Source organism: Streptomyces sp. NBC_00122, from assembly GCF_045160845.1.
GTDB lineage: Bacteria > Actinomycetota > Actinomycetes > Streptomycetales > Streptomycetaceae > Streptomyces.
Genome location: NZ_CP108191.1, coordinates 990,920 through 1,005,669, shown reverse-complemented (window position 1 = coordinate 1,005,669; position 14,750 = coordinate 990,920). Strand labels below are relative to the sequence as shown.

The 14,750-nt window shown below is 72.8% G+C and carries 12 protein-coding genes and 1 tRNA gene; 9 read left to right on the top strand and 4 right to left on the bottom strand.

Translation table 11 applies throughout. The features are described from left to right. Positions 1-60 precede the first annotated feature (60 nt). From OG737_RS04775 to OG737_RS04760, 4 genes are all read left to right on the top strand, one after another. Positions 61-1,716 (top strand): FAD-binding dehydrogenase, encoded by a 1,656-nt coding sequence (locus OG737_RS04775; RefSeq protein WP_405680195.1) that lies wholly within the window; start codon positions 61-63, stop codon positions 1,714-1,716. 424 nt (positions 1,717-2,140) lie between these two features. Next, positions 2,141-3,088 carry a hypothetical protein gene (locus OG737_RS04770; RefSeq protein WP_328924876.1) on the top strand — a complete coding sequence of 316 codons (948 nt, stop codon included), beginning with the start codon at positions 2,141-2,143 and terminating at the stop codon, positions 3,086-3,088. A gap of 73 nt (positions 3,089-3,161) precedes the next feature. After that, entirely contained in the window at positions 3,162-4,706 is a 1,545-nt protein-coding gene (locus tag OG737_RS04765) for an APC family permease (protein ID WP_328924875.1), read from the top strand. A gap of 219 nt (positions 4,707-4,925) precedes the next feature. Then, positions 4,926-6,365: an amino acid permease gene (locus OG737_RS04760; protein ID WP_328924874.1), complete on the top strand. Its 1,440-nt coding sequence runs from the start codon at positions 4,926-4,928 to the stop codon at positions 6,363-6,365. 113 nt (positions 6,366-6,478) lie between these two features. Here the strand turns inward: OG737_RS04760 and OG737_RS04755 are convergent. Then, positions 6,479-6,563 (bottom strand) — tRNA-Leu (locus tag OG737_RS04755). Between the two features lie 168 nt (positions 6,564-6,731). On the opposite strand from OG737_RS04755, the gene OG737_RS04750 reads away from it, so the two are divergent. From OG737_RS04750 to OG737_RS04740, 3 genes are all read left to right on the top strand, one after another. Next, complete coding sequence (locus OG737_RS04750) at positions 6,732-8,057, top strand: M20/M25/M40 family metallo-hydrolase (protein ID WP_328924873.1); 1,326 nt, start codon at positions 6,732-6,734, stop codon at positions 8,055-8,057. A gap of 130 nt (positions 8,058-8,187) precedes the next feature. After that, positions 8,188-8,421 carry a chaplin gene (locus OG737_RS04745; RefSeq protein WP_328924872.1) on the top strand — a complete coding sequence of 78 codons (234 nt, stop codon included), beginning with the start codon at positions 8,188-8,190 and terminating at the stop codon, positions 8,419-8,421. Positions 8,422-8,558: 137 nt separating this feature from the next. Then, a complete protein-coding gene (locus OG737_RS04740) occupies positions 8,559-9,248 on the top strand; it encodes a chaplin family protein (RefSeq protein WP_405921213.1) in 690 nt (229 codons plus the stop codon). 39 nt (positions 9,249-9,287) lie between these two features. Here OG737_RS04740 and OG737_RS04735 read toward each other — a convergent pair whose 3' ends face one another. Then, positions 9,288-9,476, bottom strand: coding sequence for a DUF5703 family protein (locus tag OG737_RS04735; protein WP_031146791.1), 189 nt, complete (start codon positions 9,474-9,476; stop codon positions 9,288-9,290). A gap of 47 nt (positions 9,477-9,523) precedes the next feature. Between OG737_RS04735 and OG737_RS04730 the strand changes: the two genes are divergently transcribed. Next, positions 9,524-10,222 (top strand): hypothetical protein, encoded by a 699-nt coding sequence (locus OG737_RS04730; RefSeq protein ID WP_328924870.1) that lies wholly within the window; start codon positions 9,524-9,526, stop codon positions 10,220-10,222. 61 nt (positions 10,223-10,283) lie between these two features. On the opposite strand, the gene OG737_RS04725 is transcribed toward OG737_RS04730, so the two are convergent. Continuing rightward, complete coding sequence (locus OG737_RS04725) at positions 10,284-12,497, bottom strand: ATP-binding domain-containing protein (protein WP_405922395.1); 2,214 nt, start codon at positions 12,495-12,497, stop codon at positions 10,284-10,286. Then, a complete protein-coding gene (locus OG737_RS04720) occupies positions 12,482-13,465 on the bottom strand; it encodes an aldo/keto reductase (protein WP_405680201.1) in 984 nt (327 codons plus the stop codon). Before OG737_RS04720 ends, OG737_RS04725 begins: the two co-directional genes overlap by 16 nt. 101 nt (positions 13,466-13,566) lie before the next feature. On the opposite strand from OG737_RS04720, the gene OG737_RS04715 reads away from it, so the two are divergent. After that, positions 13,567-14,616, top strand: coding sequence for an LLM class F420-dependent oxidoreductase (locus tag OG737_RS04715; protein ID WP_328924868.1), 1,050 nt, complete (start codon positions 13,567-13,569; stop codon positions 14,614-14,616). Positions 14,617-14,750: the final 134 nt, after the last annotated feature.

Genomic DNA, 14,750 nt, shown 5'->3' with positions numbered 1-14,750 from the left:
TGACTGGTTACCGCTCCGTAGCCAAAGATCGCCCCACCACTGACGGAGGACGGGTATCGCATGACGTACGACGCAGACGTGATCGTGATCGGCGCCGGACTGGCCGGACTCGCGGCCACCGCCGAACTCGTCGACGCGGGCCGCAAGGTCATCCTGCTCGACCAGGAGCCCGAACAGTCCATCGGCGGCCAGGCCCACTGGTCCTTCGGCGGCATGTTCCTCGTGGACTCGCCCGAGCAGCGCCGGATGCGGATCAAGGACAGCCACGAGCTCGCCCTCCAGGACTGGCTGGGCACCGCCGGATTCGACCGCGAGGAGGACGCCTGGCCGCGCCGCTGGGCCGAGGCCTACGTGGACTTCGCCGCCGGCGAGAAGCGTTCCTGGCTGCACGCGCAGGGCGTCCGCTTCTTCCCGGTGGTCGGCTGGGCGGAGCGCGGCGGCTACGACGCCGACGGCCACGGGAACTCCGTCCCCCGTTTCCACATCACCTGGGGCACCGGACCGGGCCTGGTCGAGCCCTTCGAGCGGCGCGTCCGCGCGGGCGTGGCCCGCGGCCTGGTCCAGCTGAGGTTCCGCCACCGGGTGACCGGCCTGTCCCGGACCGCGGGAGCCGTCGACACCGTGACGGGCGAGATCCTGGAGCCCTCCGACGCCGTACGGGGCACCGCGAGCAGCCGCGAGGCCGCCGGGGCCTTCTCCCTCCGGGCCCAGGCCGTGATCGTGACCAGCGGCGGCATCGGCGGCAACCACGACCTCGTACGCGCGCAGTGGCCCGCCCGGCTCGGCACCCCGCCCGAGCGCCTGCTCTCCGGGGTCCCCGCCCACGTGGACGGGCTGATGCTCGGGATCGCGGAGGAGGCGGGCGCCAGCCACATCAACAAGGACCGGATGTGGCACTACACCGAGGGCATCGACAACTGGAACCCGATCTGGTCCAAGCACGGCATACGCATCCTGCCCGGCCCCTCCTCCCTCTGGCTGGACGCGACCGGCAAGCGGCTGCCCGTACCGCTCTTCCCGGGCTTCGACACCCTCGGCACGCTCGACCACATCATGAAGACCGGCCACGACCACACCTGGTTCGTGCTCAACCAGCGCGTCATCGGCAAGGAGTTCGCCCTCTCGGGCTCCGAGCAGAACCCGGACCTCACCGGCAAGTCCGTCCGCGACGTCATCTCCCGCGCGCGACAGGCCGTACCCGGCCCGGTCAAGGCCTTCATGGACAACGGCGTGGACTTCGTCGTGGAGCGCGACCTGTCCGCCCTGGTCCGCGGGATGAACGCCGTCACCAAGGCGGACCTGATCGACGAGGCCGCCCTGCGCGGCGTGATCACCTCCCGCGACCGGGAGATCGCCAACCCGTTCACCAAGGACCTCCAGGTCACGGCCATCCACGGCGCCCGCAAGTACCTCGGCGACAAGCTGATCCGCACGGCCGCGCCGCACCGGATCCTGGACCCGGAGGCCGGGCCGCTGATCGCGGTGCGGCTGTCCATCCTGACCCGCAAGTCCCTGGGCGGCCTGGAGACCGACCTCTCCTCACGCGTCCTGACCCCGGACGGCGAACCGCTGCCCGGCGTCTACGCGGCGGGTGAGGCGGCCGGCTTCGGCGGCGGCGGGGTCCACGGCTACCGGGCGCTGGAGGGCACCTTCCTGGGCGGCTGCGTCTTCTCGGGCCGTGCGGCGGGCCGTGCGGCGGCCCAGGCGGTCGGCTGACCCGACCCGACCCGACCCGACCCGACCCGACCCGACCCGACCGGACCCGCCCTGCCCGGGGCGGGCTGCGGCCGGGCCCCGGGCAGGCCCTCCGGACGGCTCGCGCGAGGCGCAGCATTCGGCCAGTGACGCGTGTCGTCCTGTCGGCCTCGTACGCCGCGTTCGCGCCGGTGTCAGTCGACTTCGCGCCGCTCGCCGCCGCTGCCACGACCAACTGGGCCCAGGGTGATACCAGTTGAAACCCGCCACCGACTGGACTGGACCTTGACGTGGAGCTGTGAGTACCGGTTTGCTGTGCGTGATCATCCGGATCGCCCACCGGCCGGATCGCGCACCACCCGACCGGACAACTCCCGTGCGCCATGCACCTGTTCCGGCCATCGTTCGCACTGTGCCCGCCCGCGTCCTGGAGGGAAACCCGCGGATGTCCCCACCTCCGCCGCCCCTCGGCCGCGCCCGCAAGCGCGACGCCCAGCTCTTCGACCCCGCCCTCTGCGACGCCGAACTCGTCGACGCACGCAGTCAGTTCACCCAGGGCCGCTGGTCCCGGGCCCGGTCGCTGCTCGTCGGCACCGGCGACGACTGGGACCGCCGCGGCCACCGCGTCGTCGTTCTCGCCGAGACCCCGGCGGCCACCGCGTGGGCCCGCGAATGGCTGCTCGCCGAACCCGAGAGCGCCGACGCCGCCACCCTCCTCGCCTGCGCCGCCGTCTTCACCGCCCTGCGCCGCAAGGGCACACCGGCCGCCGCCGAGGAGGCCTGCCACCGGGCCGCCACCCTGCTCCCCGCCGACCCCACCCCCTGGCTCGGCCTGCTGCTGCTGTCCAAGGCCTTCGGCAGCGAGGAGGAGTTCAGCCGCCACTTCGACCAGGTCCGGGCGCGCCACCGCGAGCACCACCACGCCCACCACCTGATGGTCGCCAGACTGGCCGAGCGCACCCCCGCCGACGGCCAGGACCCGCTCCACGAGGTCTACGACTTCGCTGCCTGGGCCGCCGAGGAGTCCCCGGCCGACTCCCCGCTCGCCGTGCTCCCCGTCATCGCGCACGCCGAGCGCTACCGGGTGCTCGCCGCCACGCAGGGCCACACCCCCCAGAGCGCCGCCGCCCACTGGTCCGGCCGCCGCGCCCGCCAGGTGCTGCGCTCCGCCTTCGACTGGTGGCTGGAGTGGGAGCGCGAGGACCACCCCCGCAACCGCGTCGACCTCAACTTCCTCGCCCACGCCAAGCTCTGCGAGGGCCGCCCCGCCGAGGCGGCCGCCCTCTTCCACCGCATCGGCAGCCACGCCACCCGCGCCCCCTGGTCCTACCCGGACCTCGACCCGCACAAGGCCTTCCTCGCCGCACGCAGCGCAGCGCTCGGCACCGCCTGACCCCGGGCCCCCGAAGCATTCCGAAGCACCCCGATCACCCCCGCCCCATCCGCATCTCCGAAAGGACGCCGCCATGCCGACGGGCAGATCCACCACGCTCCAGGACCCGGCCGAGATCCGCACGTACAAGGGCCAGGACCGCGCCCTGCGCGCCGACCGCCTCGGCACCGCCGGCCTGCTGCTCTCCGTACTCGCCGCCAGCGCGCCCCTGATGGTGGTCGCCGGCGTGATGCCCACCACCTTCGGCGTCATGGGCATCGTGGGCCAGCCGCTGCTCTTCGTCATCCTCGGCGCCGTCCTCGCGCTCTTCAGCATCGGCTACGCCGAGATGAGCCGCCACGTCCACAACGCCGGCGCCTTCTACGCGTACATCGCCCGCGGCCTCGGCCCCACCGCGGGCGCCGGCGCCTCCCTCGTCGCCCTCGTCGCGTACAGCGCCATGCAGGTCGGCGTCTACGGCATCCTCGGCTTCGAGATATCCGGCCTCTTCGCCACCTACCTGAAGATCGAACTCGCCTGGTGGATACCGGCGCTGCTCGCCGTCGCCGCCACCGGCGCCCTCGGCTGGCTCAAGATCGACCTCAACGCCAAGGTCCTCGGCGTCCTCCTCCTCATCGAGTGCGCCCTCGTCGTCGTCTTCGACGCCGCCGCCCTCGGCAAGCCCGGAGCCGAAGGCCTCTCGCTGCACGCCTTCAACCCCGAGACCCTGAGCGGTCCCGGCCTCGGCACCGCCCTCTGCTTCTGCATCGCCGCCTTCGTCGGCTTCGAACAGTCCCCGGTGTACGCGGAGGAGACCAGCAAGCCGCACATCGTCGTCTCCCGGGTGATGTTCCTCGCCGTCGGCTTCGCCGCCCTCTTCTTCGCCCTCAGCGCCTGGGCCCTCACCGTCGCCACCGGCCCCGCCGAGGTCGTCAAGACCGCCGCCGAGGCCGGCCCCGGCCTGCTCTTCCAACTCACCGAGGACCGCCTGGGCGCCACCTTCACCGACGTCCTGCACGTCCTCTTCGTGACCGGCATGTTCGCGGCCATGCTCAGCTTCCACAACGTGGTCGCCCGCTACGCCTTCGCGATGGGCCGTGAGGGCCTGCTCCCGGCCGCCTTCGGCCGGACCAACGCCGGCACCGGCGCCCCCGGCACCGGATCCCTCCTGCAGACCGCCGTCTCCGCCGTCGTCGTGATCGCCTTCGCCGTCACCGACGACCTGCCCGCAGGCGACCCCACCGCCCCCGTCCTGCACCTGTTCACCTGGATGGGCAGCGTCGGCGCCCTCGGCGTGACCCTTCTCATGGCCGCCGCCTCCTTCGCCGTCATCGCCTTCTTCGTCCGCCGCGGCACCGCCGGCGCCCAGGTGTGGCGGCTCGTCGCGGCCGGCGTCGCCGGTCTCGCGCTGCTCGCCATCGCCGTCTACACCGTCAAGGACTTCGGCGTCCTGGTCGGCGCCGAGAAGGGCTCCGCGCTCAGCTGGGCGCTGCCGGGCATCATCGCCGCGGCCGTCGTGACCGGCCTGGTCTACGGGGCGGTGCTGCGCAGCCGCCGCCCCGAGGTGCACGCCCGCATCGGCCTGGGCAACGAAGCCTTCCGCCTCGACCAGGCGGCAGAGGCCACCACCGCCGACTGACCCCAGAGCCTGGCTTTCCAGCGCCTATGAAGCCCCCGACACCCCTTTCCAAGGTCGTCGGGGGCTTCGGTGCGTGCAGGTCGATTTTGGCGGGTGGCGGACCCCCATGGTCTCCTGGGGCGATCAAAACGACCGGACCGCCGCGCAGGGGACACCACCCAGCTCCCCTGCGCACGGTCCGGTCCTGCCTGTCCGACCCCCACGAAGGCGAAGTCATACATGAGTGACCGCACCTTGGCCGAGGCTCCCGCCCCGGCGTCTTCCCGCCATGTCGACGCCGGTGACGAGGGCTACAGCAAGGACCTCAAGTCCCGCCACATCAACATGATCGCCATCGGCGGGGCGATAGGCACCGGCCTGTTCCTCGGCGCCGGCGGCCGCCTCGCCGGAGCGGGCCCCTCCCTCGCCATCGCCTACGCGGTGTGCGGAGTCTTCGCCTTCTTCGTCGTCCGGGCCCTCGGCGAGCTCGTGCTCTACCGCCCCTCCTCCGGAGCGTTCGTCTCCTACGCCCGCGAGTTCATGGGCGAGAAGGGCGCCTACACGGCCGGCTGGCTGTACTTCCTGAACTGGTCCACGACCACCGTCGCCGACATCACGGCCGCCGCGACCTACGCCCACTTCTGGTCGATGTTCACCGAGGTCCCCCAGTGGGTCCTCGCCTTCATCGCACTCGCCGTCGTCCTCACCGCGAACCTGATCTCGGTGAAGTACTTCGGCGAGATGGAGTTCTGGTTCTCCCTGGTCAAGGTCGCCGCCCTGGTGATCTTCCTGATCGTCGGCATCTGGCTCGTCGCCACCAGCCACGAGATCGGAGGCCACACCCCGGGCCTGGCCTCCATCACCGACAACGGCGGCATCTTCCCCTCCGGCGTCCTCCCGATGCTCCTGGTGATCCAGGGCGTGGTCTTCGCGTACGCCTCCGTCGAGCTGTGCGGCGTCGCCGCCGGCGAGACCGAGAACCCCGAGAAGATCATGCCGAAGGCCATCAACTCGATCATGTGGCGCGTGGGCCTGTTCTACGTGGGCTCCGTGGTCCTGCTCGCGCTGCTGCTCCCGTACACCGAGTACAGCTCCGACCAGAGCCCCTTCGTCACCGTCTTCGACAAGCTCGGCGTCCCCGGCGCCGCGGGCGTCATGAACCTGGTCGCCCTGACCGCCGCCCTCTCCAGCCTGAACTCCGGCCTCTACTCCACCGGCCGGATCCTGCGCTCGATGGCGATCTCCGGTTCCGCGCCGAAGTTCACCGCCCGCATGAACAAGGGCAAGGTCCCCTACGGCGGGGTCCTGTTCACCGCCGCCTTCGGCGTCGCCGGTGTCGTCCTGAACTACTTCATGGAGGACGAGGCCTTCGAGCTCGTCCTCAACTTCGCCTCGCTCGGCATCCTCGGCACCTGGGCGATGGTCATGATCTGTTCGCTGTTCTTCTGGAGCCGCGCGAAGCAGGGCCTGGTAGAACGCCCCGCCTACCGCCTGCCCTGGGCCCCGTACACCCAGATCGTCACGCTGGTCTTCCTCCTCACGGTCCTGGTCCTGATGTGGTGCGACGGCGGTGTGGGCCGCACCACGGTCATGTTCGTCCCGGTCATCGGCGCCGCCCTGGTCGGCGGCTGGTTCCTGGTCCGCCGCCGCGTGGCCGCGCTCGCCGCAGCCCGCGACTGACCTCCAGCAGTCCGCCCGGCCAAGGGGCCCCGCAGCGCGCGGGGCCCCGCAGCCGTTCCCGCACGCGCGCGGGCAACGAAAAAGGACCCCGCCGAAGCGGGGTCCTTCTCTTGTGTCCGAGGGGGGACTTGAACCCCCACGCCCGATAAAGGGCACTAGCACCTCAAGCTAGCGCGTCTGCCATTCCGCCACCCGGACAAGGTGTCTGTCTCGCGTCCCTCGCGGGCCGTTCCGACGTGGAAAACATTACCAAACATTCCGGGGCCCTCGATCACACCCCCCGGTGGCCGGGGATCTCCCTTGGGGAGAACGGCCCGGAGCGGGAGTATGGGGGCAGTTCGGTACCGATCAGTGGGAGGAAGCAGCGTGAGCGAGTCGAGCGCGGGCAGGACCGTCTCCGGTGAGGACGAGGTCGTCGACCTCTGCCGGGACCTCATCCGGATCGACACCAGCAACTACGGAGACCACTCGGGCCCCGGCGAACGCAAGGCGGCCGAGTGGGTGGCCGAGAAGCTCGCGGAGGTCGGGCTGGAGCCGCAGATCTTCGAGTCGCACAAGGGGCGGGCCTCGACGGTGGCGCGCATCGAGGGCGAGGACCCCTCGCGGCCCGCGCTGCTGATCCACGGGCACACCGACGTGGTTCCGGCCAACGCCGCCGACTGGACCTACGACCCGTTCTCGGGCGAGATCGCCGACGGCTGCGTCTGGGGCCGCGGCGCCGTCGACATGAAGGACATGGACGCGATGACGCTGGCCGTCGTACGCGACCGGATGCGCAGCGGACGCAAGCCCCCGCGCGACATCGTGCTGGCCTTCCTCGCCGACGAGGAGGCCGGCGGCGTGTACGGGGCGCGGCACCTCGTCGACAAGCACCCGGAGCTCTTCGAGGGCGTGACCGAGGCCATCGGCGAGGTCGGCGGCTTCTCCTTCACGGTGAACGAGAACCTGCGGCTCTATCTCGTGGAGACCGCGCAGAAGGGCATGCACTGGATGCGGCTCACGGTGGAGGGCACCGCGGGCCACGGCTCCATGACCAACAACGACAACGCCATCACGGAGCTCTGCGAGGCCGTGGGGCGGCTCGGGCGCCACCAGTGGCCGGTGCGCGTGACCAAGACCGTACGGAGCTTCCTGGACGAGCTCTCGGACGCGCTCGGCACCCCGCTGGACCCGGACAACATGGACGCCACGCTCGCCAAGCTCGGCGGCATCGCCAAGATGGTCGGCGCGACGCTGCGCAACTCCGCCGCTCCGACGATGCTCGGCGCCGGCTACAAGGTCAACGTCATTCCCGGCCAGGCGACCGCCCACGTCGACGGCCGCTTCCTGCCGGGCTACGAGGACGAGTTCTTCGCCGACCTCGACCGCATCCTCGGCCCCCGGGTCAAGCGGGAGGACGTACACGCGGACAAGGCCCTGGAGACGGACTTCGACGGCCGCCTGGTCGACGCGATGCAGGGCGCCCTGAAGGCCGAGGACCCGATCGCGCGGGCGGTCCCGTACATGCTCTCGGGCGGTACGGACGCGAAGTCCTTCGACGACCTCGGGATCCGCTGCTTCGGCTTCGCGCCGCTGCAGCTGCCGCCCGAGCTGGACTTCGCCGGGATGTTCCACGGCGTGGACGAGCGGGTGCCGGTGGACGGGCTGAAGTTCGGCGTGCGCGTCCTCGACCGGTTCATCGACAACGCCTGAGATTCGCAGGGGTGTGCGCAAACCACTGAGAAGAGTGAATGCACTCATACGCTCGTAGCCCTGGTGATCCCTCCTCGTTACAGGTGGTGCGGTCCGCGGCTGGGACCGCACTTGCCTACTAGGAGGAACAATGATCAAGAAGGTTGTCGCCGCTGCGGCTGCCACCGGTGGCCTGGTTCTCGCGGGCGCGGGTCTGGCTCACGCCGACGCCGGTGCTCAGGGTGCGGCCATCGGCTCGCCCGGTGTCCTGTCGGGCAACGTGCTCCAGGTCCCCGTTCACATCCCGGTGAACGTGTGCGGTAACACGGTCAACATCGTCGGCCTGCTGAACCCGGCCTTCGGCAACACCTGCGTCAACGCCTGACGCGTCTGAAGTCTTGGGCCCCGGAGCGCATTCCAGCGCTCCGGGGCCGCTGGGCTTTTTCGGCCCGATCGATCATTCTCGGCGCATCCGGCAGGGGAGCCGGAGCGTCGGCGCACACACCAGGGGACGAGTTCACAATGCGACGACCGGTACAGGTCACCAGGAAGACCCTGATCACGATGGCGGCCGCGGGAGGTGTCCTCGCGATGGGCGGGGGTTACGCTCACGCGGACTCCGGAGCCTCCGGCCAGGCCGCGAATTCCCCGGGCGTGCTGTCCGGGAACAACGTCCAGGCTCCCGTGGACGCGCCGGTGAACGTCTGCGGCAACACCATCGACGTCATCGGTCTGCTGAACCCGGCGTTCGGGAACCGCTGTTCCAACGGTCCGGACCACGGCGGCAAGCCGGGGAACCCCGACCACCCCGGCAACCCGGGCACTCCGGGCCACCCCGGCACTCCGGGCCACCCCGGAAACCCGGGAGGCGACGACGGCGAACCGTGCGACGACCACCCGGATCACCCGGGCACGCCCGGCGGCCACACGCCGGGCAAGCCTGGTGGTCACACGCCGGGCAAGCCTGGTGGTCACACGCCGGGCAAGCCCGGTACCCCGCGTACGGACAACAGCCCGTCCTCGGGCTCCGTCACGCCCGCCACGCACCCCGCCCAGGGGCCCGGCGCGAGCGTCGCCGCCCCCGCCCCGTCGGGGCCGGCCGTCCTCGCCGCCACCGGCGGCGGTGACGTCCTGACCGCAGGCCTCCCGCTCGCCGGCGGCCTGCTGCTGGGCGGCACGGTGCTCTACCGGCGCGCCCGCAACGCCGCCTGACGGCTGCTCACGGCGCGGGCCCCGTCCCCGGGGCCCGCGTCACCAGGTCGCGCGGACCTGGCGGATGATCCGGCGGCGCAGCCGCACACGGCGGCTGCCGTCCCGGTGCAGGGTCAGGCGGTCGAGCTCCCAGTTCCCGTACTCGGCATGATCGGTCAGCAGGCGGGTCGCCTCCTTGCGCGGGACGCCGCGAGGCACGTACACGTCGACAAATTCGTATTCCGGCATCGCATCTATTGTGCGGGCAGAGCCCTGCTACGGATAGCGTCTGCTCTATGTCTGATGCCGCTCTGCCCACCATTGCCGAGGTACGCGCCGCCGCCGAGGCGGTCAAGGCCGCGCTCGACCGCCACCTCGCCGCGGTCGAGCGCAGGACCGGGGACGAGGACCCGGACGTCTACGCCGCCTTCAACGAACTCGCCGCCGCCGCCGAGGAGTACGACGAACTCCTCTACGACCGCTACGACGAAGTCACCCCCTTCGAGATCCCCACGCCCGAGGACGGCGTCCCGTACACCGGTCCCGCCGAGCCCGCCGCCTTCAGCGTGCTCATCCGCCGCGACTACGCCGTCGTCGAGCCGCCGCGGCTGATCGCCCAGGCCGGGCGCGTCGCCGCGCACGACCGGGAGGCCGAACTCGTCCACGACGGCGGCACCGCCGGCGCGCTGGGCGTGCTCTTCGGGGAGTACGAGCCCGACGAGATCGCCTCCCGCTACAAGGAGTTCGGGCTGGAGGAGGGCGACTCCACCCTGTGGATCGCAGCCTCGGAGGAGGTCGCCGAACCCGGGGAGTGGCTGGGCTCGCCCTTCGGGCACACCGATCCGGAGGACGTGCTGCACCGGTTCGACGTCAGCGCCGTATTCGACGAAGAGACCGACGAGTTCGACGAGGACGAGGACGACGACGCGGCCGAAGACGCGGCCGAAGACGCGGACGAGGCCGAGACCGCGGAGACCGGACTCACCACGGCCTGATCCCCGACCCCCGATCCGGACGCGCGGTTCCCGCCCCGAGGGGCGGGAACCGCGCGCCGGTTCACTCCGGCTGCCCGCCCGCCGTGGCGAGGGCCGTCAGCAGCCCCGTCAGCCGGGTCGTGCGCGGCTTCGGCAGGACCTCCGCCACCGCGTGCGGCAGCGCCTGGTCCACGCCGTGCACCACGGACAGGTGCCGCTCGGCCCGCCCGAACGCGGTGTACACCCAGTCCCGGGAGAGGGCCTGCGCCGCGTCACCCGGCAGTACGACGACCACCGCGGGCCAGCGCGCGCCCACGGCCTGGTGCGCGGTGATCGCCCAGCCGTGCCGCACCTGGGACTCCACCAGCTCCTTCGGTACGACGACCCGCTCGCCCGCGCGGTCCAGGTGCAGGCCTTGCGCGTCGGCCGACACCATCCGGGCCGGCAGGGCCCGCCCGGGGGACGGCACGTGGACCACCCGGTCACCGGGGTCGAAGCCGCCGAACCGGCCCGGGCCGGGGTTCAGCCGCTCCTTGAGGGCGGCGTTCAGCGCCCGGGTACCCGCCGAGCCGCCGTGGCCCGGGGTGATCACCTGCACGCTGTCCGCCGGGATCCCGAAGGCCCGCGGCACCGACTCGGCCACCAGCTGTACGGCACGGTGCACGGCCTCCCCGGCGTCCTGCACCGGGACGATGACGACCTCCTTGCCGGGAGCCTCGACCTGGTTCAGCTCCCCGATGCCGACCCCCGAGACCAGCTCGCCCAGGGGCCCCGGGTCCGGGACGCGGGAGACCACCCGGGGGCAGGTACGGGCCGCCAGCAGATCGGCGAACACCCGCCCGGCCCCGGCGGAGCCGAGCACCGCCGGATCCCCGGAGAGCACCAGCCGGGCCCCGTCCGGGACGGACTCCACCAGCGCGGCGGCGGCCTCCACGTCCAGCTGCGGCGCGTCCAGCACGATCAGCAGGTCCAGCGCGAACCGCCCGTCGGCGTCCCGGCCGGGCCCCTGCCCCCCGGAGAGCAGCCCGGTGACGGTGACGCCTTCGGCCGGGGGGACGTGCGCGGCCAGGCAGGCGCGCAGGCCGAGCTCCCGGGCCGCGGCCAGCAGGGCGAGCGGTTCGGCGCGGGCGGCCTCGCCGCCGGTGTGGGTGACCAGACCGTGGCCCGCGACCGCGCGGATCAGCTCAGAGCCCGGTCCGGTGGCGGCCTTCTCCCAGTCGGCCGGGGCGCCGAAGGTGCCGGCGATCCGGGCCAGGCCGTCGGCCAGGCTCTCCTCGGCCATCGCCGGGCCCTCCAGGCCCACCAGGATCCTCACGGGCCGCTCGGTGTCCTCGGTGTCTTCGGCGGCTTCGCCGGCCGGCGGGCCCAAGGGCTCGTGGAAGACCAGCACCGAGGCCTCGGCGATGGCCAGTTCCAGAGCCTCGGCGGGCTCCGGCACGCCGTACTGGGCGAGAGCCTTCTCCAGGACCGGCGCCTCCAGCGCGGTGTGCCCCTTGAGCCCCGCCTGGACCAGCAGCCAGCCCACCAGGGCGGCCGTGCGGCGCTCGTCGCCCGGACCGGCCTCGGGGCCCAGCAGGGCCCGCGCGAAACCGTCCGCCTGGGTCGGGCGGACCGCGGGGACCGACAGCAGCAGCCAGGGGTTGGCGGCGAGCCGGCCGGCCGGGTCGTCGCCGAGCGCGGCCGCGGCCGGGGCGGCGAGTGCCTCGGGCGCGCCGCCGCGGGCCAGGACGGCCCGTACGCCGTCGACGGTGTCGGAGGAGGGGGCGGCGGCCGGCGCCTCCGCCGTCCTGCGGGGCGGCGGAGGGGGAGCGGGGGCCGCCTTGCGCGGCGCGGCCGGGGCCTCGTCGAAGTACACGGCGGGCGGCTTCGCCCCGCTCTCCACGGCCCGTACGGCGGCGAGCAGGTCCGCGGCCTTCCCGCTGAGCTTCGCCCCGGCGTCGACGGGCCCTTCCCGCTCGGCCTTGCGCCGGGCGATCCGCTCCCGCTCGACCTTCTGCGCGGCCAGCTCGGCCTGCGCCTCGCTGAGCCCGGCTCCGGCGCCCGCCTCCGCGGCCTGCTCGTCGCCTTCGCCGGTGCCCTCCGGGGCGTCTGCCGCGGCCTGCTCGCCGTCCTCCTCGGCCTCGCCCGGCTCGACGTCCGCCTCCTCCGCTTCACCGTCGGAGGCGTCTTGCGGCCCGGCCGTCGGGGCTTCGTCCGAGCCGGTACCGGGTCCGCCGTCGGCGGCGGGCTGCGGCTCGGCCGGTTCCTCCGAGGTAGCGGGCTCGGCTTGGCGGTCCGTACTCACAGAGTGCTCCAGTCCTGATCGGGGTAGCGGTGCACGGGCGCCGAAACATCGTCCAGCGCCCGGCAGATCTCCTCCGGAAGACTAAGGGCCTCCACCGACAGAGCCGCCGCGAGCTGCGCCGACGTCCGCGCGCCGACGATCGGCGCGACCACCCCCGGCCGGTCCCGGATCCACGCCAGGGCCACCTGGAGCGGGGTCACCGCCAGCCCCTGGGCCGCCGTCACCACCGCGTCCACGATGCGGCCCGCGGCCTCGTCCAGGTACGGCTCCACCAGGGCGGCCAGGGTCTGCGAGGCGCCCCGGGAGTCCGCAGGGACGCCGCCCCGGTACTTCCCCGTCAGGACCCCGCGCCCCAGCGGGGAGGAGGGGAGGAGTCCGATGCCCAGGTCCAGCGCGGCCGGCAGCACCTCCCGCTCCACGCCCCGCTGGAGCAGCGAGTACTCCATCTGCGTCGAGGCCAGCCGGGTCCGTACCCCCGGGACCGCGAGCTGCCAGGTGGCCGCCTTCGCCAGCTGCCAGCCGCAGAAGCCCGCCACCCCGGCGTACCGGGCGCGGCCGCTGCTCACGGCGAGGTCCAGCGCCTGCAGGGTCTCCTCCAGCGGGGTCGCCGGGTCGAAGGCGTGCACCTGCCAGAGGTCGACGTAATCGGTGCCCAGCCGGTCCAGCGAGGCGTCGAGCGCGGCCAGCAGGTGCCCGCGCGAGCCGTCGAAGCGCCGGTCCGGATCCGGCACGCTGCCCGCCTTGGTCGCGATCACCAGGTCCCGGCGCGGGACCAGCCCGCCCACCAACTGCCCGAGGAGGTACTCCGCCTCCCCGCCGCCGTACACGTCGGCCGTGTCGACGAGCGTGCCGCCCGCCTCCCAGAACGTCTTCACCTGCTCGGCGGCGGCTTCCTCGCCGGTGTCGCGGCCCCAGGTCAGGGTGCCGAGGCCGATCCGGGAGACGCGCAGTCCGGTGCGGCCGAGATGCCTCTGCTCCATGAGCGCTGAGACTACTGGGGCGCTGACGGATGGGCTCCGGGCGCGCTACAGTCCCCGGACACGCACGTTACTGATCGGTAAATTCGGTAAGGGGACGACACATGCGGCTCGGCATCAATCTCGGCTACTGGGGTGCGGGCATGGACGCCGACAACCTCGCCGTCGCGCAGGAGGCCGACCGCCTCGGCTACGACGTCTGCTGGGCGGCCGAGGCCTACGGATCCGACGCCCCGACCGTCCTCGCCTGGGTCGCCGCCCAGACCGAGCGGATCGACGTCGGCTCGGCGATCCTGCAGATCCCGGCCCGTCAGCCCGCCATGACGGCCATGACCGCGGCCACCCTCGACTCGCTCACCAAGGGCCGCTTCCGGCTCGGCCTCGGCGTCTCCGGCCCGCAGGTCTCCGAGGGCTGGTACGGCGTCAAGTTCGACAAGCCGCTCGCGCGGACCCGGGAGTACGTGGAGATCGTCCGCAAGGCGATGAGCCGCGAGCGCCTCTCGTACGAGGGCGAGCACTGGACCCTGCCGCTGCCCGGCGGCCCGGGCAAGCCGCTGAAGCTGACCGTGCACCCCGAGCGCGAGCACATCCCGCTCTACATCGCCGCCATCGGGCCCAAGAACCTGGAGCAGACCGGCGAGATCGCCGACGGCGCGCTGCTGATCTTCCCGGCCGCCGAGCACCTGGAGGCGACCGCGCTCACCCACATCCGGGCGGGCCGCGAGAAGGCCGGGCTGACCATGGAGGGCTTCGACGTCTGCCCGACCGTGCCGCTGGCCCTCGGCGATGACGTGAACGCGCTCGCCGACATGTTCCGCCCGTACACCGCCCTGTACGTGGGCGGCATGGGCAGCCGGAAGCAGAACTTCTACAACCAGCTGGCCCAGCGCATGGGCTACGAGAAGGAAGCCGCCGAGGTCCAGGACAAGTACCTGGCGGGCGACAAGACCGGCGCCGCCGCGGCGGTCCCGCACTCGCTGATCGACTCGACCACCCTGCTCGGCCCGGTCGCGCGGATCGCGGACGGGATGCGGGCCTACGCGGAGGCCGGCGTCACCACCCTCACGCTGGCCCCGGCCGGATTCACCCTGGACGAGAGGATCGCCGCCCTGCGGGCCGGCACTGAGGCCATGGAGCTGGCCGGCCTCGCCTGACCCCCGGGGCTCGGGGCTGAGGGCTGAGGGCCGGGAAAGAAGGTCTGCGGCCGTGGTGGGGGCTCGGGGGGTCTTCCCCGCCACGGCCGACACAGCCAACAACGCGCCGGGCGGCCCCCGGGTTACGCGCCGTG

Excerpts from the sequence above, each read along its gene's own strand:
- OG737_RS04775 (WP_405680195.1), top strand. The coding sequence starts at position 61 with ATGACGTACGACGCAGACGTGATCGTGATCGGCGCCGGACTGGCCGGA.
- OG737_RS04770 (WP_328924876.1), top strand. The coding sequence starts at position 2,141 with ATGTCCCCACCTCCGCCGCCCCTCGGCCGCGCCCGCAAGCGCGACGCC.
- OG737_RS04765 (WP_328924875.1), top strand. The coding sequence starts at position 3,162 with ATGCCGACGGGCAGATCCACCACGCTCCAGGACCCGGCCGAGATCCGC.
- OG737_RS04760 (WP_328924874.1), top strand. The coding sequence starts at position 4,926 with ATGAGTGACCGCACCTTGGCCGAGGCTCCCGCCCCGGCGTCTTCCCGC.
- OG737_RS04745 (WP_328924872.1), top strand. The coding sequence starts at position 8,188 with ATGATCAAGAAGGTTGTCGCCGCTGCGGCTGCCACCGGTGGCCTGGTT.
- OG737_RS04740 (WP_405921213.1), top strand. The coding sequence starts at position 8,559 with ATGCGACGACCGGTACAGGTCACCAGGAAGACCCTGATCACGATGGCG.
- OG737_RS04735 (WP_031146791.1), bottom strand. The coding sequence starts at position 9,476 with ATGCCGGAATACGAATTTGTCGACGTGTACGTGCCTCGCGGCGTCCCG.
- OG737_RS04730 (WP_328924870.1), top strand. The coding sequence starts at position 9,524 with ATGTCTGATGCCGCTCTGCCCACCATTGCCGAGGTACGCGCCGCCGCC.
- OG737_RS04720 (WP_405680201.1), bottom strand. The coding sequence starts at position 13,465 with ATGGAGCAGAGGCATCTCGGCCGCACCGGACTGCGCGTCTCCCGGATC.
- OG737_RS04715 (WP_328924868.1), top strand. The coding sequence starts at position 13,567 with ATGCGGCTCGGCATCAATCTCGGCTACTGGGGTGCGGGCATGGACGCC.